Source organism: Pseudoxanthomonas sp. JC1303, assembly GCF_058448525.1.
Genome location: NZ_CP185958.1, coordinates 3,605,748 through 3,622,596, shown reverse-complemented (window position 1 = coordinate 3,622,596; position 16,849 = coordinate 3,605,748). Strand labels below are relative to the sequence as shown.

Below are 16,849 nucleotides of genomic sequence, written 5' to 3'. Positions count from 1 at the left end.
CTCCTTGATGAGTGAGTCGTGCAAGCGCAGCGGTGACGGCCGCGCGGGATTCAAGCCGCCAGGAAGCGATCGGCCGTCCGCAGGCCCAATGCCATCTGGGTCAAGGCCGGATTGGCCGCCATCGCGCTGGGAAAGGTGGAGTTGTCGCAGATGTACAGGTTGTCGATGTCGAACGAGCGGCCATCCGCATCGACCACGGCGCGGCTGCGATCGGTGCCCATGCGACAGGTCCCGAGCGTGTGCGCCGAGCGCGCCACCGCGAAGATGTCCCGCGCCCCGGCCGCCTCCCAGATTTGCCACAACGTGCGCTGGGCGTGGGCATCGAGCGCCTGCTCGTTGTCGTTGAAGCTGAAGTCGACGCGGGCCTTCTTCATGCCGAAGTCGTCGTCTTCCCCCGCCAGGGTCAGGACATTGTTCTCGCCAGGCAGGCACTCGCCGTTGATCCCGATGCCCGCCAGGTGGTTGTAGTCCTGCAGGACCGAGACCAGCCCGGCGCCCCACAGGCCGGCACCGCGCACCAGGCTGTTGGCCAGCGTGACCGGCTGCACGCCGAGACTCTGGATCAGGTAGCCGCCGGCGAACTCGGCGTCGGCAGGCCGCAGCATGTCCTCACTGATCAGCGAGGAGGGGTAGCCCCGGTTCATGCGCATGGGCGCATCGAAGCGGCCCCAGACCTGGGTCGCCACGTGCGCCATGAAGTTGCGACCGACCTGACCGCTGGAATTGGCAAGCCCCAGGTTCAGCAGCAGCCGCGGGGTCTCGATGCCACCGGCGCACAGGAACAAGGCCTGGCAACGTTGCCTGACGTTCCGCTCTTCCAGGCGGTACACGACGCCGGTCACCCGCCCTCGCGCGTCAAGCTCGATGTCGATGACGCGTGCGCCGGCCTGGAGCGTGGCGCCATGCGCCTGCGCCATCGGCAGCCAGCTGGTGTCCGAGCCGGCCTTGGCCCCGTTGAAGCAGCCCTGGTGACACGCGCCACAGTTGGCACAGGCCAGGCGCCGGCCGAGGAAGGGTTGCTCGCGGTCCTGCGTCACCAGCGCCGCCGGGGCGTCGGTGGCGGTGACGCCGATTGCCGCGCAGCCACGGGCCATCGCTTCGGCCGGTGCATTGCGCCTGGGTGGCGCATAGGCGTACGCGCGGCCGGGATCCCAGGGATAAGGCGACGGCCCGGCAACGCCGATGGTCGCCTCCACCTCACGCAGGTAGTCCACGAGCTCCCGATGCGCGATGGGCCAGTCCTCACCCACTGCATGGTGCGAACGCAGCGCCAGATCGCGCGCATCCGGCCGTGGGCAGAACGCACCCCAGTGCAGGGTCGAGCCTCCCATGCCCGTTCCGGAATTGTTGGGACCGAAGGCGGTCGGCGTGCGCCCTCCGCTCAGTCGCTCTTCCATCCAGTACAGGCTGGACTCCAGCTCGTCGGGAAGATGGTCGGCCGGGGCGAAGCGTGCGCCCGCCTCCAGCACCAGGACCGACAGGCCCGCCCGCGCAAGCCGCGCGGCCAGCGGGCCTCCGCCTGCTCCGCTGCCCACCACGACCGCATCGACGCATGAGGGGTTGCTCATGCGCGACGCGCTCCAAGCTGCCAGGCTTCCACCTCGTCGGCACCCGTCAGTGCGTAGCCCAGTGCGAGCTCGCCGTCGCGAGCGACAGCGAAGCCGTCATATCCCATCTTCGCCATCGTGCGCGGAAGACTGGTCCAGACACGCGCGATCTGGGCACAGGCATCCTCGAACCACAGGGCAAGTTGGTCCGGATCCAGTGGGCTTCCCGCGCCCACCGTCAGCTCACGGCGCTGGAGCTGGCGCAGCAACGACGCCTGTTCTGCGGTCGTGCGATGACAGAAGCCGCCGGCCAACGCGTCCACGCTCGCGAGTCCCGCGATCCACGCGTCCTTGTCGGGTGGAAGCTCGGCGAACCGCCACCCATCGCCCTCACCCGCGGCCAGTGCGATATCGATGCGGCGCGCAATCTCCTCGGCGCCCTCAGGCGAATCGACGACCTGCGCGACGATCGCCGCCAAGACCTGGCGCTGTGCCTGGTTCAAGACGCCGGCCGCCCGCGGGTCGGGAGGCAGATTCCGCGCGATCAGCCGGGCGCGCATCCGCGGATCGACGCGCGATGTGTTGAGCAGGGATAAAAATTCGTGAGGCAATGCGCGCTCGAGCGCGACGCTGGCCAGCGCATCAATTTCGCTGGCAACCTCAAGCGGCTTTTCGTAGGGAAGGAAATGCGCAGCGTGCGCGAGGACCCGCACCTCCTGCGCCGCCGCGTAATGCGGAAGATTCAAATCGCGTTGCGCCTGCGCGCCCAGATCGCCGTCTTCGGCGCCGGCGATGATGCAGGCGGGAAACGCCAGACGACCCGCCTCCTCGCGCCAGTCTTCGCGGCTGCCGTGCTCCAGCCAGGCCCGCCACGCCACCGGATCGGCGCGCATGACGTCGTGGATGGCCCGCTCTCGCAGCCGTTCGGGCAATGGCCCCGCGGTATTGGCGGAGACGAAGGTGTCCGCATCGCGGCGGCTGATCGAACCGTGTTCGACCCAGCCCAGCATGTCCTTGCGCCGAGACGCATCCATCGGCTCACGGGCGGGCGGTGAGCCCGCCAGCAAGACGACGCCGCACAGCCCGGCAAGGCCTGCATCGCCGGCAGCCGCTCGGGCAGCGGTGAGGGTGGCGATCTTCGCGCCCATGCTGTGCCCAACCGCCAGCCAGCTCGACGCGCCGCTGTCGATCACGACCTGGCAGAACCACTGCACCAGTGAGGCGACGTCGGTGTGACCCTGGACGGGGTTGTCGCCAAATCCCGGTAGATCCAGCGCGTGGCAGTCGTGGCGTTGGTCGAGATGGGCGATCACTTCCTGCCACTGCGCCCCGCTGGATCCCAGTGCATGCAAGAAGAAGAGCGTGGGTCTGGACATGAGTGCGTTGCCGTCGAATTGGCCTGGAGTGATAGCGCTCACTGGGTCACCAAGGCGTGATCGGTCAGTGGCCCGAGCTCGGTTCTGCGCTGTGGAGTGGGAGGTGAGTTTTGAGGGCTTCGGACGGTGACGGCACAGGCCCATGCATGCATGACCGCGCATGCATGGTCGAGTGCGATGCGACACCCTCCTGGCGGCCCTAGCTGGTCTGGCGCGATCACGGACAGCGCAGGCCCACCGGATATACGCGGACAGGCCTCACCGCACCTGTGTAGAGCGGAGCTCGCTCCGCTCGGGCTTTACCCACACACTGATCGCAGCGCAGCGGAGCTTGCTCCGCTGGCACGCTACTCATTCCCTGGTCGCAGAGCAGCGGAGCAAGCTCCGCTCTACGTGGTGAGCGGGTTGCGCGGCTTCCCATCCGGTTCAGCCCCGGGGGAAGGGTCACCAAAAAAGGAGCCGGTCACCCGGCTCCTTTCGTGTCATGCAAGCGCCGCCCTTACTTCATGGCGTGCTTGCGGTCACGCATGACCGCGTGGGTTTCCTGCACCTTCGGCAGCAGGGCCAGGATTTCCTCCTTGGCGCCCACCGCGATATCGCTGTCGTTGGCCGCTTCCTTGAACGCCTTCAGCAGACGGTCCTCGGACTCTTCGAGCTCGGCGACATAGCCATACTCGGTATCGCCCACCGCCGCACGCACCTTCCCGTATAACTCCTGCATCGAGCCCACGAAGGTCCCGTGCTCTGCCGGCTTTTCGCCCGTCGCCGCGACGACGGTGCTGAGCCTGGTCACGATCTCCGCCTTGGTGGTGGCGATCCGCGCGAACAGGCTGGACAACTCGGCGTCCTTCACCTTCTTCGCCGCGTCGCTGTAAAACTCGTTGCCGTCGCGGGCGATCTCGATCAGGTCGTTGACATGGTGCGCGGTTTTCTTTTCGACGTTCATCGTGGTGCTCCTGAATTGAAGCTCGATCATTCACCGCGCTCGCGCAAAATGGCGTGAGTCTGGAATGAGCGAGGCGTGACTCATCGGTGCGTGTTCAGAGGACGGGAAATTAACGATGTCCTGCAGGCCGCTTGTTGAGCGGATGCACCCAGATCGCGATAAGCGCCGCAGCCGCCGCGATACCCCGCCTGATTGCGCGACGCGCGGGATGCGCTCGCCGGGCAGCACGGTGCCCTGCATGTTGGCCTGGTCGCTGGCCGACGGGCACACCAGGCGCCTGTCGCCCCGGCGGCGGCGAGTTTCGCGCAGCTGGCTGATGGCCATCGGCGGGGCAAACTGCTTCGCGGATAGGCCTTCGATAGAGCGGCTGCCGGATCAGAACCGGAGATCGAGCAAACGACCCCTGTTGAAGCCACAGGAGGTTTGCAGCCGCCACGGACCCCGATGCCCTCGCTCGCATCGGGAGGAGCGGCGCCCGGGCCGCTGACTGCGGTAGATTGCGCCATCGTCTGGCATCGACACAGGGAAAGGTGCATGAAACTGCTCTGCTCATCCAGCAGCCTTGCCTTCATCCACACGCTCCGGATTGCGCTGGAAGGCGAAGACATCGCGACCTATATCTCCGATGCCGAAACCACCGCGCTTTCCAGCGTCGCCGGCCCCATTGGCAGCTCAGGACGGCTGTATGTGCTCCACGAGGAGGACTGGGACCGCGCAATCGAAATAATGAGGGATTTTTCCGGCCCAGATCAGCCGAGCGCAGAGGTTGCCCGAAGCAGAAAGCCAATGCCCGGTTGGCTTTTGGTTGGTGCAACCACTCTGCTCACCGCCGTTCTCGTCGGGCTATTGAGCAATTGACTTGAATCCCTGCCCTCCTAACGGCCTGCGACGCTGGTATCGCCTGTTCGCGGCGACGCTCCTCGCTCTCACTGGGTGCTCGACCCCATCAGCCCGCGCACATCACGATGCGTATGACGCGGTCTCCTCCGTCGAGCTCTATCGCGGCGAATGCTTCTGGGGCACATGCCCGAGCTACAAGCTCAAGCTCGGTATGGATGGGCAACTGAGCTACACCGGGCTGAGCGCCGTCCCCACACTTGGCGAACGCCAAAAGACCATTGCTGCGGCAGACGTTGAAGCCATTCTCGCGACACTCGATGAGATGGATTACTTCTCCCTCTCCGATCGTTACACGGCACTAAAGGAAGGTTGCAAGGAGGTGTGGACAGACGCGCCCGCCGCCGAGATCACCATCACACGCCATGACGTTCGCAAGACAGTGTTGTACTACTTCGGTTGCAGGGGCGGGAAGCAGCCGGGACAGCTGCATCGTCTCATCGAAGTCATCGAAAGCCGAACGGGCATCGCCGAGTGGATCAATGCCGATCCTCGATCGAGACCCGCGCCACTTCCGTCTCAGCTTTGAAGCAAGACGGCTTCCCGACCAGTCAGCAGCGCCATTACCGCAGCGCGTTCTTCTGCGTTGAGTTCGACCAGTGACTCAAACCGCTCACTGGCCCACGTAGCCACCGGCACGCCATCGCGATACGCCACCCGATTGCCGGGCACGCGCGGGATGCGTTCGCCGGGAAGCACGGTACCCAGCAGGTTGGCCGGGTCGCTGGCCGACAGGCAGACCAGGCGCCCGTCGCCGGGGCGGCGGCGGGTCTCGCGCAGCAGGCCGATGGCCTCGGGCAAGGCGAACTGCTCACCGGACAGGCCCTCGATGAATCGGCCGCCACGGATCTCGCCGCGCGCTTCCAGGCGCTGGTAGACCCGGACCAGTTCGCGCCAGGGCGGCAGCCACGCTGCCTCGCGCTCCAGCAGGCGCCAGGCGATCACGCCATAGCGTTGCAGCAGGATGCGGGCGATATGTTCGACCGAGGCACGCCTCGCCTCGGCCTGCTCGGCGCGGGCTTGCGCATCGTCGGCGTCCAACGCGGCGAGCGGCCGCAGCAAGGCCCAGCGCCCCGCGTCCTGGATACCGAACAGCGGCACGCGCCGACGCTTGCGTGACAACGCGGACGGGCGCTTGGACGCCGGCACCAGCAGCGCGCGCAGGCCGCCGAAGCTGTCGCAGTGGGCGCGGCCGCGTGCGACCAGCTCGGACAGCGCGTCTTCCAGCTCGGTGGACAGCAGGCGCGCGCCGTCGGCGATCTCGTCGAAGAACGACGCTCCGTTGGTCTGCAGATAGTCGGCCACGCGCTGGGCGCGCGAGCCGAGCGCGCCCTCGCCTTCCACCTGCGGTGCCAAGCGCGTCCAATGCGCAGCGCTGCGTCGCGGCAGCAGCAGGATGGGCGTGGCGCGCAGGGACTGGCCGGTACCGCCAGCAGGCTTCGGCGCGGAGGCGGCAGCATTCACGCGCGTGGCACTGGAAGCCCGCCTGCGCCGGGAGGACACCTCGGTCGAAGACGACGACGCAACGCCCGGCGCCGGGCGCAGGCGCGTCCACAGTGTGCGCCCGGCGCTGCACAGGTCGTCCAGCCACGAAGGCGCGTAGTCGCGCACGCGTGCGGACAGCAACTCGCTCTCCCACACCGCGGCCTGGGCCTCGTAGCCTTCCAGCTGCGCCAGTATGCCGGCCAGGGCTTCGGGCCCGGCCACGCGCGATTCGGCATCCAGATGCTGCCACTGGAACAGGAAGCGCGCGTAGTCGCGCACGGCCACCGGCTCGATCTCGCGCCGCAGCCGGCCCAGCGTGTAGCGATGGATGCGCGCCAGCAGATGCCGCTCGCACCATTCGTCCTGCGCCGCGGCCGGGCTGAAACGACCGGCGATGACGAAGCCATCGGTCTGCAGCGCCAGCAGGCCCGCTTGCACCTGCGCCAGGGGCAACTGCAGGTCGGCGGCGATCACCGCCGCCGGCAGCGGACCGAAGCCGGACAGGCGCGCGCGCAGCAGTTCGCGCAGGGCGTTCTCCGGCTGCCAGTCGTCCACGTCGTAGCCACGCGGGGCAACGATCTGTGGCTGCGGCACCGCATTGGCATACAGCGGGCCGAACTGGGCCAGGCGTTCGGCGCCGATCCACAGCCCCGGCGCACCGGCGTCATCCTCCAGCCGTGCGGCGCGGCCCGCGCGGGCCAGTTGCGCCAGCCAGGCGTCCCACCCCACGTGGTCCCGCACTTCATCGGGCGTGAGCACGCCCAGGCCGGTCAGGGCCTCGTGCAGTTCGTCGGCATCGCGCACCTGCGGCCAGGCCTCGGCACGCACGGCGGCGATGGCCTCCGGATCGAGCCGGCCCAGGTCATCGGCGCGGTCCGGATCGGCATAGCGGCGCGACTGCACGGCCTGGGTGCGGCGCTCCTCCAGCGGCGCATCGTCCAGGAAGGCGTAGGGCTTGGCGTTGAGCGCCTCGGCCGCCAACGGCGAGGGCGCGGCCAGGTCGCGCGCCAGCAGGCGCACCTGGCCGCTCTCCATGCGTCGCAGCAAGGCCAGCCAGCCCTCGGCGTCCATGGCCTCGTGCAGACAGTCCTCCAGGGTCTGGGCGACCAGCGGATGGTCGGGAATCTCGCGCTCGCCGACGATGTTCTCCAGGCAGGCGACCTGATCAGGGAACACCGTGGCCAGCAGGTCCTCGGACTTCATCCGCTGCAGCTGCGGGGCGGTCTTGCGGCCCCCGGTGAAGCGCGGCAAGGCCAGTGCGTTGGTGGCGTTCCAGCGCCAGCGCACGCCGAACAGCGGCGCGTCCAGCAGCGCCTGCACCAGCACCTCCAGTGCGCTGGACGACTTGAGGTAATGCCAAACCTCCTCCAGCGGAAAGCTATGACTGGTGGACAGCGACAGGACGATGGCGTCCTCGGTCGCGGCGGCCTGCAGCTCGAAGTTGAAGGTGCGGCAGAAGCGCTTGCGCAGGGCCAGGCCCCAGGCGCGGTTGAGGCGGCTGCCGTAGGGACTGTGAATGACCAGTTGGGTACCGCCGGAGCCGTCGAAGAATCGCTCCATCACCAGCTGGTCCTGGGTGGGCAGCGTGCCCAGGGCGATGGCGGCGCTGGCCAGGTAATCGGCGATCTGGCGCGCGGCTTCTGCATCGAGCTGGAGCTGCGTGCGCAGCAGGGCCAGGGCCGCGTCACGGCCGCCCTGCTCCACCGCGCCTGCGACCTCGGCCCGCAGGCGTGAAACGGCCTGGGACAGCTCATCGGTCCGGCCGGGCGCCTCGCCGATCCAGAACGGGATATTGGGCGCCGCGCCGCGCGCGTCCTCCACGCGGATGCGTCCGGGTTCCACGCGCAGGATCCGGTAGCTGATGTTGCCCAGCTGAAAGACATCACCGGCCAGGCTCTCGACCGCGAAGTCCTCGTTGACTGTGCCGATGGTCTGCGCCTGTGGCTCCAGCAGCACGCTGTAGTCACCGGTCTCGGGGATGGTGCCGCCACTGGTGAGCGCGGTCATGCGCGCGCCGCGACGCTGGCGCAACCGCCCGTTGACCGCATCGCGGTGCACGTACCCGGCACGCTGGCCGTTGCGGGTGGCAAAGCCTTCCGAGAGCATCCGCACCACCGCGTCGAAGTCCTCGCGCGCCAGCTGCGCATACGGCCAGGCACCGCGCACCAGCTCGAACAAGGCGTCCTCGTCCCAGTCCTGGGTGGCGGTCTCGGCAACGATCTGCTGGGCGAGCACGTCGCGCGGCGCCTCCAGCAGATGCAGCGCATCGAGTTCGCCGCGCCGCACGGCATCGAGCAGCGCGGCACATTCGACCAGCTCGTCGCGCGACTGCGGGAACAGCCGCGCCTTGGGCGTGCCGCCCACCGCATGGCCGGAACGTCCGGCGCGCTGGAGGAACGTGGCGATCGAGCGCGGCGATCCGATCTGGCAGACCAGGTCGACCTCGCCGATATCCAGGCCCAGCTCCAGCGAGGCGGTGGCCACCAGCACTTGCAGCTGGCCAGCCTTGAGCCGTTGTTCGGCCAGCAGGCGCGCATCGCGTGCCAGGCTGCCGTGGTGCGCGGCCACCGCCTCCTTGCCCAGCAGTTCGCCCAGATGCCGGGTGACGCGTTCGGCCATGCGCCGGGTGTTGACGAACACCAGCGTGGTGCGGTGTTCACGCACCAGCTGCGCGATGCGTTCATGGATCTGCTGCAGCTGATCGCCGGACAGCACCGCCGACAGCGGCGTGGGCGGCAGCTCCAGTGCCAGGTCGCGCTGGCGGGTGTAACCGATATCGACGATGGCGCAGTCCGGCACGCCGTCGTCCACGTGGCGGCTGCCGACCAGGAAGCGGGCGACCTGCTCGATGGGCTTCTGCGTGGCCGACAGACCCACGCGCACCGGTGGTTGTTCGCACAGGTTCGCCAGACGCTCCAGCGACAGGGCCAGGTGGCTGCCGCGCTTGCTGGCGGCTACCGCATGAATCTCGTCGACGATGACCGTGCGCACATGGCACAGCGAGGCACGCCCGGATTCGCTGCCCAGCAGCACGTACAGCGACTCGGGCGTGGTGACCAGCACGTGCGGCGGCAGCTTGCGCGCGGCGGCGCGCTCGCGCTGGGGCGTATCGCCGGTGCGCACGGCCGTGCGGATCGCCACGTCCGGCAGATCCATGGCGCGCAGTTGCGTTCGGATGCCGGCCAGCGGCGCTTCCAGGTTCAGGTGGATATCGTTGGACAAGGCCTTGAGCGGCGAAACGTAGAGCACCCGGGTTTCATCGGGCAGGACGCCGTCGGCGGCCACGCCCTCGGCCACCAGGGCGTCCAGCGCTGCCAAAAACGCGGTGAGCGTCTTGCCCGAACCGGTCGGTGCGGCCACCAGCGTGTGCCGCGCCGCCTGGATGGCCGGCCACGCGGCCGCCTGGGCCGGGGTCGGCCCTGCGAATGCACCTGCGAACCAACGCGCGGTGGCCGGGTGGAAGGAAGTCAAAGGGTCGTGCATGAAGACGCTCACAGCGCATGCGCACCAGCGATCCATTGAAGATGGGGTCGCGCAGGCAGCGGGTCAACGTGCGGCGCGAGATCACGCGTGACCGCATGCCGGCAACAAACTGGGATGGCTCCCACAAAAGCACCTGAATGCCAAAGGAATTGCGAACACCGGGTTTGCAATTGCTTTACAGCGTGACCGATAGCGTCATACCTGCCGCGCGCCGGCACTTTACCCAACTGAGCGCGAACGAGGATCAAACAGGATGATGGCACTCAAGCAGGGACACGACGAAGACACTTCCCCCTCCCACGACAGCCACCGCTGGTCGCAGCACGTCTCGGAGACCAGTGATGCGATGGATCTCAAATCCGGCGTCTTCGAGCAGGACGACCCCAAGGAGATCGCCCGCTCGCTCAAGCACTCGGCCGACGCCAGCACCCGACGCAAGGCGCCACCGTTCCGCTCGGCCATGTCGATGCTGGTCTTCTACATCAACCGCGCCGGCAAGAACCTGCCTCAGCATCGCATCGAGATCCTGGAGCAGGCCAAGGACGAGCTGAGGGCGCTCTACGGCAAGCCGCGCAAGGCGGCCACCGCCTGAGGTTCAGTGGCGCCGCCTTCAGCGCGGCGCCACATATCCCCCGCGCACGCCGTACGGCGCGAGCACCAACTGCCACAGCTGCGAGCGACGCGTGCGGAAGGTGGCCATCGATCCGGCCAGATAAAAGCGCCACATGCGCCGGAAGCGCTCGTCGTAGCGCGCGGACAGACGGCCCCATGCCGCCTCGATGTTGGCGCGCCAGGCCTGCAGCGTGCGGTCGTAATCGGTTCCGAAGTTGTGCCAGTCCTCGATCACGAACAGCCCTTCCAGCGCACGCGTGGTCTGCTCGGGTGAAGGCAGCATGGAGTTGGGGAAGATGTATCGGGCGATCCACGGATCAGTGCGATTGCGCGAGGTGTTTGTCCCAATGCTGTGCAGCAGGAACAGGCCATCGTTCTTGAGCACGCGACGGGCGACCTCGAAATAGGTGCGGTAGTTCTTGACCCCAACGTGCTCGTACATGCCGATGGACAGCACCGCATCGAACGGTCCACGCACCTGGCGATAATCCTGCAGCACGATCTCCACCGGCAGTCCGGCGCACAGTTTGCGCGCGTACTCGGCCTGCTCGCGGGAGATGGTCACGCCCACTCCGCTCACGCCATAACGCTCGGCGGCGAACTTCAGCGCCTCGCCCCAGCCGCAGCCGATGTCCAGCACGCGCATGCCCGGCCGCAGCCCCAGCTTGCGGCAGACCAGGTCGAGCTTGGCCTCCTGCGCGTCGTCCAGGGTGTCGGCCTGGCGCCAATACCCACAGCTGTAGACCAGTCGCTTGCCGAGCATGGCCTGGTAAAGGTCGTTGCCCAGGTCGTAATGCCGCTCGCCGACCTTGCGACTACCCCGCAGGCTCTGGGCATTGAACAGGCGCGCCCGCAGCGCGTCCCAGATTTCGCCCAGGCCGTGCACCTGCTCGTCCAGGCGTGCTTCCAGCACCCGGGTGAGGAACCCATCGAGTGAGCGCGCGTCCCATGCCCCGTCCATGTAGCTCTCGCCCAGGCCCAGCGAGCCCTGTGCCAGGACCCGTCCGTACATCCCGGGGTCGTGCACCTGCAGATCCCAGGGCCGTTCGCCGTTGAGACGGACGTCGGCCTTGGCCAGCAGGCGCGCAATGCGGGATTCGAAGCGGGGGGCGGTGGAGGACTGGGGATGGGCGGGGGCTTGGAAGTGGCTCATTTGAGGAAGAGATCTGCATACTCCGGTGCCAGGTAGGGACGCAGGACCGGGGCGGGCACATCCACGGTCTGCGTACCGTCGGCGTACGAGCCCACCTGGTAGGGCGGGAACACGAAGCGGACGGCGGCGATTTTCCCGTCGGCGTTCATCACCGGCTGGAACAGGCTGAAGTTGGAAACCTCCGGCGCGGTCCCTGCGTCGATCATCTGGTTCTCCGAATCCAGCAGTTGCATGCGCTGGTCCGGCGGCACGGTGTCATCATCGACACGCAGCGAGGCACTGGTGTGCAGTTGCTCGCGCACGTATTGGCTGGCCGCCTGCAGTCCCGCCGGCGTGGGCAGCATCTCCTGGGTGGTCAGCAACGCCTGCCGCTTGGGTAGCCAGGTGAAACGCGCCACCAGCGGCTCGCCATGGGCGCCCCCGGTGTAGCGTCCGCCATCGGCGGCCACGGCGAAGATCTCGGGCGTATCGGCCACCACGTCGAATGACAGCGACAACTCGTAAGGGGCCGACGGTTTCTGTCCATCCAGGCCGTTGACCGCCTGCATCAGCTCGGCACGTGCGGACCGGGCGTAATCGCCAAGCACCTTGACCATGCCCGGGTAGGCGTTGGCCTGGCGCGGGAAGCTGATCCCGATCACATAGCGCGGATCGGACTCGGCCACATCGGCCAGCGGGCCACCGGCGGCAGGCTCGGTCGTGGCCGGCGGCGGGGCCGCAGGCGCAGCGGGTGTCTCCGAGCCCTGCGGGCGCTTGGCCTCGCCGGCATCGTCGGGCTGGCCGGGGCTGCAGGCAGCAAGGAACGCGGTCAGGGTCAGCGGAGCAAGAACGGCTTTTACGGATCCCACGTGCATCATCCTAGGCAGGGTGTCGGTCGCAGTGTAGGTCCGGCGGGCGAACGCTCCATCCCACCGGCCAGGGCGCACAGCGCCGAGGCTAGCGCCGGCCTGGTGATGACCGTGCAATACACGGCGGCTGACCTGCCGCGTCACTTTTCGGCACAAACCGCCGGGGCAGCCGGATCGAAGACGCCAGAGCCACGCGTCCCGAGGTTGGCATGGTTGATGCTTGATCCTCCCCAACGATCACTGGGCGGGGGGAAGTGCGATGGATCAGGGTGAAGACGGATCCCAGGGGGTGGGAGTGCCGAGCGACTTCACGTTGCTCGAAGGGTTGTACCAGCTCGCGGTGACCGGTCATGCCCATGACTGGGAATTCGAGCGCCTCAACAACGCCGTTTACGAGCGCCTGCTCTCGTCATACGGCGTAGAGGAAAGCACCAAGTTTGACCAGAGCAAGAATGCGTTCAACGGTTCCTGACCGCCACCGCACAGCAACATCGTTTCACTATTGCTACGGACGGGCGACGGGGGTCGCCCGTTTTTTTTGCGCAGCGGTCACCGCCTCAACCGCGGTTGTCGCGCTTGCCCTGGTTGCGTCGATCCTGGACAGACGCACTGCCCTGCACCGCCTTGGTCCGGCTTTCCGCCAAATGCAGTTCGTTGGCCTTGGCCGCCGCCTCCTCGTGCGGAACGAAACCGGTCTCGGCGCTGTGTCCGACGGTGTCGTCGAGCATCTGCCACGGTTGCGGCTGGCGGTCGTGTTCCTGCTTGGCGGCGAGCAGTTCGCGCGTCTTGGCCAAGGCCTGCTCGGGGCTGATCTTCTTCGGGGCGCTGGGCCGCCTGCGCGCCGGTAGCTTCTTGGCGCTCGCCTGGGTCGGCGTGGGCGCGGCGCGCTTGACGGCCTGCTTCGCAGGCGCCTTTTTTGCAGGGACCTTCTTCGCCACTGCCGGCCTGGAACTCGTCTTCTTGACCGCGCCCTTGGCGACCTTCTTCGGTGCGGCTTTCCTTGCGACCTTCTTGACAGCCTTCTTCGCAGCGGCACGCTTGGCCGGCTTCTTGGCGACCGCTTTGCGGGCCGTCGTCTTCTTGGTTGCCTTCTTCGCGGCGGGTGTCCGGATCGCCTTCTTGGCGACGGCTTTCTTGGCAGCCTTTTTGACTGCCTTCTTCGCTGCCTTCTTGGTGGCGACCTTCTTGGCTGCGGGCTTGGTCGACTTCTTGGCCGCCTTCTTGGCGACGGTCTTGCGGACGCGTGTTGCCATCGTGCAGAACTCCTGAAGTGGTCACACGCGCATCGGGATAGCACGCAAAACATTCAGAAGTGGTGAGCCGCCAAGGCGGGCATTCAGCCCGCCAGCGGCGTGGCGCAGGACGTGCCTGCACCACGCATCAACGAATCGCTACTTGGCCTTGCCCTGGTTGGCGACGGCTTCGGCCGCGCGCTTGGCCGCTTCCGGATCGCCCAGGTAGCGATAGGACTGCACCTGCAGTTCGTCGTCCAGTTCGAACAGCAGCGGGATACCGGTGGGGATGTTGAGCTCCAGGATCTCCTCCTTGCTCACCCCGTTGAGGTACTTGTACAGCGCACGCAGCGAGTTGCCGTGGGCGGTGACCAGCACGGTCTGGCCGGCCTTCAGCGACGGGGCGATGGCGTCGTGCCAGTACGGCAGCACGCGATCGAGGGTGGTCGCCAGCGACTCGGTGGCCGGCAGCGCGTTGCGATCCAGCGTGGCGTAGCGACGGTCGTGCGCTGGATGCCCCGGATCGGCCAGGTCCATCGGCGGCGGCGGGATGTCGTAGGACCGGCGCCAGATCTTGACCTGGTCCTCGCCGTGCTTGGCCGCGGTCTCGGCCTTGTCCAGGCCCTGCAGGCCGCCGTAGTGGCGCTCGTTGAGACGCCAGCTCTTGTGGACCGGCAGCCAGTCCTGGTCCATCTGCTTGAGCGCTCGCTGCAGGGTGTGGATGGCACGCTTGAGCACCGAGGTGTAGGCCACGTCGAACTTCAGCCCCTCCTCCTGCATCAGCTTGCCGGCGGCGACGGCCTCGCTGCGGCCCTGTTCGCTGAGGTCGACATCGACCCAGCCGGTGAAGCGGTTGGCCAGGTTCCATTCGCTCTGGCCATGGCGCAGCAGGACAAGTTTGCGGCTCACTGAGGATTCTCCGGGAGGGGGCGAAAAGGGCTGTCGATTGTACGGCAGGCCACTTCCACGCCCGGTGGAGCGGCCGCACGCGGGCCCGGGCTAGAAGTGCGGCCGGCTCAATTCACCCAGGAAGTGCGAAAAGACCTCCGGGCGCATGATCAGCATGAACATCACGCCGTAGGCCGCGCCGGCCAGATGCGCACTGTGGTTGACCCGATCGCCGCCGCGCCGGTCCATCCAGATGCTGTAGATCACGTAGAGCACGGCGAACAGGATCGCCGGCATCGGAATCACGAAGACCAGGATGCGCGACCACGGCGCCAGCAGGATGAAGGCGAATAACACCGCCGACACCGCGCCGGAAGCGCCCAGCCCCAGGTAGTTGGGGTCCTTCTGGTGCTTGAGGTAGGTCGGCAGGATCGCCACGACCAAGGCGGAGAGATAGAACAGCGGGAACACCCACCACGCCGTCTCCTGGGTCATGAAGCCCTCGATCTGCCGCCCGAAGAAGAACAGGGTGAACATGTTGAAGAACAGGTGCATGAAGTCGGCATGGATGAAGCCATGCGTGATCAGGCGGTCGTACTGGTGTTTTTTGTCGATGGCCGGCGGCCACAGGATCAGGCGATCGGCGATGCGGCGGTTGTTGAGGGCGAGCAGCGACACCACGGCGGTGACGGCGATGAAGATCAGGGTGAACATCGAAACCTGCGGGGATGAGGAGACAGGACCCGCCGGTCAGGCGGTCCGGTAATTGTCCTGCATCGGGTAGCGTCGTGCGTACCAGGCGAAGGCCAGGCCAGCCAAGAAGGCGAATCCGGCGAAGAAGAACATCAGGAAAGCCGCCTCGCTCAGGCCGGTATCGGCGATCCGCGCGGTGAGCGCGTCGTTGCGGACCGCAGCATTGGTCAACAGCACCCACAGGCTGCCGAAGGTCGTGGCCAGGTACCAGAACGCCATGATCACGCCCTTCATCGCCGCAGGTGCCTGGCTGTAGGCGAACTCCAGCGCTGTGGCCGAGACCAGCACCTCGCCCAGGGTCAACAGCGCGTACGGGCCGATCTGCCAGGCCAGCGAGACCTGCGCCCCGCCATCCATCGCCAACTGCAGCACGCCGGCGAACACCCAGGAGACCCCGGCCAGCGCGATGCCCGCGCCCATCCGCCGCAGCGGCGTGGGCTCGAACCCCAGGCGCCGCAGCAGCGGGTAGGCGACCAGGTTGTTGAACGGGATCAGCAACATCACCAGCAACGGGTTGAGCGCCTGCATCTGCGCCGCATCGCGCACCAGCCAGCTCGGCCACCAGGCCAGCTGGTGCGGGATCACCATGTCCTGGCCCTGCAGGACCCAGGTCGAGGCCTTCTGGTCGAACAGGGAGAAGAACGGCGTGGTCAGGGCGAACACGATCAGGATACGCAGCACGGCCCGCACGCCATCGACCGCCGCATCCGGGTGGTGCGCCCGGGCGCGGTCGAGCTGCAGCGAGGCCCCTGCCCCGCCGAAGGCGATCACCAGTCCCAGCGCCAGGCAGGCCGCCGCCACGAAGCCCAGCACCGGCGTGGCGGCCAGGGCAGCCACCGCCAGAATCGCCCCGGTCACCGCGACAGCCAGGCCGGCGCGGCCCTGACCGTCCGCCCGTCCCAGCAGCGCGCTGCGCACCACCTTGAGGAAGGCATGTGGATCGGCCGGCGTGGGTGGGACGTTCACGTACTGCCTGCGTCCGGCCCAAAACACGACGGTGGCGATCAGCATCAGCACGCCGGGAATGCCGAAGGCCACCGCCGGACCGTAGCTGCGCAGGAAGATCGGCATCAGCAGCGAGGCGAAGAACGAGCCGAAATTGATGATCCAGTAGAACGCGTCGAAGACCGTGCGCGCCAGGTGCTTGTTGCGCTGGTCGAACTGGTCACCGACAAAGGACACCACCAGCGGCTTGATCCCGCCCGACCCCAGCGCGATCAGGAACAGCCCGGTATAGAAGCCCTGGCGGTTGTGCTCGAAGATCGCCAGGCACGCGTGGCCGGCGCAGTAGATCAGCGAGAACCACAGCACGGTGTGGTACTTGCCGAAATAGCGGTCGGCCAGCCAGCCACCCAGCAGCGGAAAGAAATACACGCCGATGACGAAGCTGTGGAACACGTCCTTGGCCATCGTCGCCCGCTCGGCTTCCGGCGCGTACAACAGCAGGGTGCCGACCAGGAACGAGGTCAGGATGTTGCGCATCCCATAGAAGCTGAAGCGCTCGCAACCCTCGTTGCCGATGATGTAAGGGATCTGGCGCGGCAGGCGCGCCGCAGGCGACGGGGTCTGGGTCATCGTGGAACCGATGGCGGCGAAGCGAGCCAGCTTACCCAGCGGGTCACACGACTT

General features: G+C 67.3%; 14 protein-coding genes. 4 read left to right on the top strand and 10 right to left on the bottom strand.

Translation table 11 applies throughout. The features are described from left to right. Positions 1-50: 50 nt before the first annotated feature. From ACORQU_RS16275 to ACORQU_RS16265, 3 genes are all read right to left on the bottom strand, one after another. The gene (locus ACORQU_RS16275) at positions 51-1,568 is read right to left on the bottom strand and encodes a GMC oxidoreductase (protein ID WP_491642113.1); all 1,518 of its coding nucleotides are present in this window, start codon (positions 1,566-1,568) and stop codon (positions 51-53) included. Further along, positions 1,565-2,923 (bottom strand): alpha/beta hydrolase, encoded by a 1,359-nt coding sequence (locus ACORQU_RS16270; protein ID WP_491642112.1) that lies wholly within the window; start codon positions 2,921-2,923, stop codon positions 1,565-1,567. The genes ACORQU_RS16275 and ACORQU_RS16270 overlap by 4 nt, the downstream gene beginning before the upstream one ends. A 499-nt stretch (positions 2,924-3,422) precedes the next feature. Then, a complete protein-coding gene (locus ACORQU_RS16265) occupies positions 3,423-3,869 on the bottom strand; it encodes a PA2169 family four-helix-bundle protein (protein ID WP_491642111.1) in 447 nt (148 codons plus the stop codon). A 534-nt stretch (positions 3,870-4,403) separates the two neighbouring features. On the opposite strand from ACORQU_RS16265, the gene ACORQU_RS16260 reads away from it, so the two are divergent. Then, complete coding sequence (locus ACORQU_RS16260; protein ID WP_491642110.1) at positions 4,404-4,727, top strand: putative signal transducing protein; 324 nt, start codon at positions 4,404-4,406, stop codon at positions 4,725-4,727. A gap of 1 nt (position 4,728) precedes the next feature. After that, complete coding sequence (locus ACORQU_RS16255) at positions 4,729-5,295, top strand: DUF6438 domain-containing protein (protein WP_491642109.1); 567 nt, start codon at positions 4,729-4,731, stop codon at positions 5,293-5,295. Here the strand turns inward: ACORQU_RS16255 and ACORQU_RS16250 are convergent. Then, complete coding sequence (locus ACORQU_RS16250; RefSeq protein WP_491642108.1) at positions 5,286-9,734, bottom strand: DEAD/DEAH box helicase; 4,449 nt, start codon at positions 9,732-9,734, stop codon at positions 5,286-5,288. The two genes, ACORQU_RS16255 and ACORQU_RS16250, sit on opposite strands and share 10 nt — an antisense overlap. Positions 9,735-9,987: 253 nt before the next feature. Between ACORQU_RS16250 and ACORQU_RS16245 the strand changes: the two genes are divergently transcribed. Further along, the gene (locus tag ACORQU_RS16245; protein WP_491642106.1) at positions 9,988-10,326 is read left to right on the top strand and encodes a DUF3175 domain-containing protein; all 339 of its coding nucleotides are present in this window, start codon (positions 9,988-9,990) and stop codon (positions 10,324-10,326) included. Between the two features lie 18 nt (positions 10,327-10,344). On the opposite strand, the gene cfa is transcribed toward ACORQU_RS16245, so the two are convergent. Continuing rightward, complete coding sequence (gene cfa / locus ACORQU_RS16240; protein WP_491642105.1) at positions 10,345-11,499, bottom strand: cyclopropane fatty acyl phospholipid synthase; 1,155 nt, start codon at positions 11,497-11,499, stop codon at positions 10,345-10,347. Next, the gene (locus tag ACORQU_RS16235) at positions 11,496-12,356 is read right to left on the bottom strand and encodes a DUF3298 and DUF4163 domain-containing protein (protein WP_491642104.1); all 861 of its coding nucleotides are present in this window, start codon (positions 12,354-12,356) and stop codon (positions 11,496-11,498) included. Before ACORQU_RS16235 ends, cfa begins: the two co-directional genes overlap by 4 nt. Before the next feature lie 211 nt (positions 12,357-12,567). Between ACORQU_RS16235 and ACORQU_RS16230 the strand changes: the two genes are divergently transcribed. Beyond that, a complete protein-coding gene (locus ACORQU_RS16230; protein WP_491642103.1) occupies positions 12,568-12,819 on the top strand; it encodes a hypothetical protein in 252 nt (83 codons plus the stop codon). Positions 12,820-12,904: 85 nt separating this feature from the next. On the opposite strand, the gene ACORQU_RS16225 is transcribed toward ACORQU_RS16230, so the two are convergent. The 4 genes from ACORQU_RS16225 to ACORQU_RS16210 all read right to left on the bottom strand — a co-directional run bounded on the left by ACORQU_RS16225 (position 12,905) and on the right by ACORQU_RS16210 (position 16,795). Next, a complete protein-coding gene (locus ACORQU_RS16225; RefSeq protein ID WP_491642102.1) occupies positions 12,905-13,600 on the bottom strand; it encodes a hypothetical protein in 696 nt (231 codons plus the stop codon). A gap of 138 nt (positions 13,601-13,738) precedes the next feature. Further along, positions 13,739-14,488 (bottom strand): 2,3-diphosphoglycerate-dependent phosphoglycerate mutase, encoded by a 750-nt coding sequence (gene gpmA, locus ACORQU_RS16220; RefSeq protein WP_271646147.1) that lies wholly within the window; start codon positions 14,486-14,488, stop codon positions 13,739-13,741. 90 nt (positions 14,489-14,578) lie between these two features. Beyond that, a complete protein-coding gene (locus ACORQU_RS16215) occupies positions 14,579-15,181 on the bottom strand; it encodes a rhomboid family intramembrane serine protease (RefSeq protein WP_491642101.1) in 603 nt (200 codons plus the stop codon). A 36-nt stretch (positions 15,182-15,217) separates the two neighbouring features. Then, positions 15,218-16,795 (bottom strand): POT-type proton-dependent oligopeptide transporter, encoded by a 1,578-nt coding sequence (locus ACORQU_RS16210; protein ID WP_491642099.1) that lies wholly within the window; start codon positions 16,793-16,795, stop codon positions 15,218-15,220. Between the last annotated feature and the right edge of the window lie 54 nt (positions 16,796-16,849).

Excerpts from the sequence above, each read along its gene's own strand:
- ACORQU_RS16275 (WP_491642113.1), bottom strand. The coding sequence starts at position 1,568 with ATGAGCAACCCCTCATGCGTCGATGCGGTCGTGGTGGGCAGCGGAGCA.
- ACORQU_RS16270 (WP_491642112.1), bottom strand. The coding sequence starts at position 2,923 with ATGTCCAGACCCACGCTCTTCTTCTTGCATGCACTGGGATCCAGCGGG.
- ACORQU_RS16265 (WP_491642111.1), bottom strand. The coding sequence starts at position 3,869 with ATGAACGTCGAAAAGAAAACCGCGCACCATGTCAACGACCTGATCGAG.
- ACORQU_RS16260 (WP_491642110.1), top strand. The coding sequence starts at position 4,404 with ATGAAACTGCTCTGCTCATCCAGCAGCCTTGCCTTCATCCACACGCTC.
- ACORQU_RS16250 (WP_491642108.1), bottom strand. The coding sequence starts at position 9,734 with ATGCACGACCCTTTGACTTCCTTCCACCCGGCCACCGCGCGTTGGTTC.
- ACORQU_RS16245 (WP_491642106.1), top strand. The coding sequence starts at position 9,988 with ATGATGGCACTCAAGCAGGGACACGACGAAGACACTTCCCCCTCCCAC.
- cfa (WP_491642105.1), bottom strand. The coding sequence starts at position 11,499 with ATGAGCCACTTCCAAGCCCCCGCCCATCCCCAGTCCTCCACCGCCCCC.
- ACORQU_RS16235 (WP_491642104.1), bottom strand. The coding sequence starts at position 12,356 with ATGATGCACGTGGGATCCGTAAAAGCCGTTCTTGCTCCGCTGACCCTG.
- ACORQU_RS16225 (WP_491642102.1), bottom strand. The coding sequence starts at position 13,600 with ATGGCAACACGCGTCCGCAAGACCGTCGCCAAGAAGGCGGCCAAGAAG.
- ACORQU_RS16215 (WP_491642101.1), bottom strand. The coding sequence starts at position 15,181 with ATGTTCACCCTGATCTTCATCGCCGTCACCGCCGTGGTGTCGCTGCTC.
- ACORQU_RS16210 (WP_491642099.1), bottom strand. The coding sequence starts at position 16,795 with ATGACCCAGACCCCGTCGCCTGCGGCGCGCCTGCCGCGCCAGATCCCT.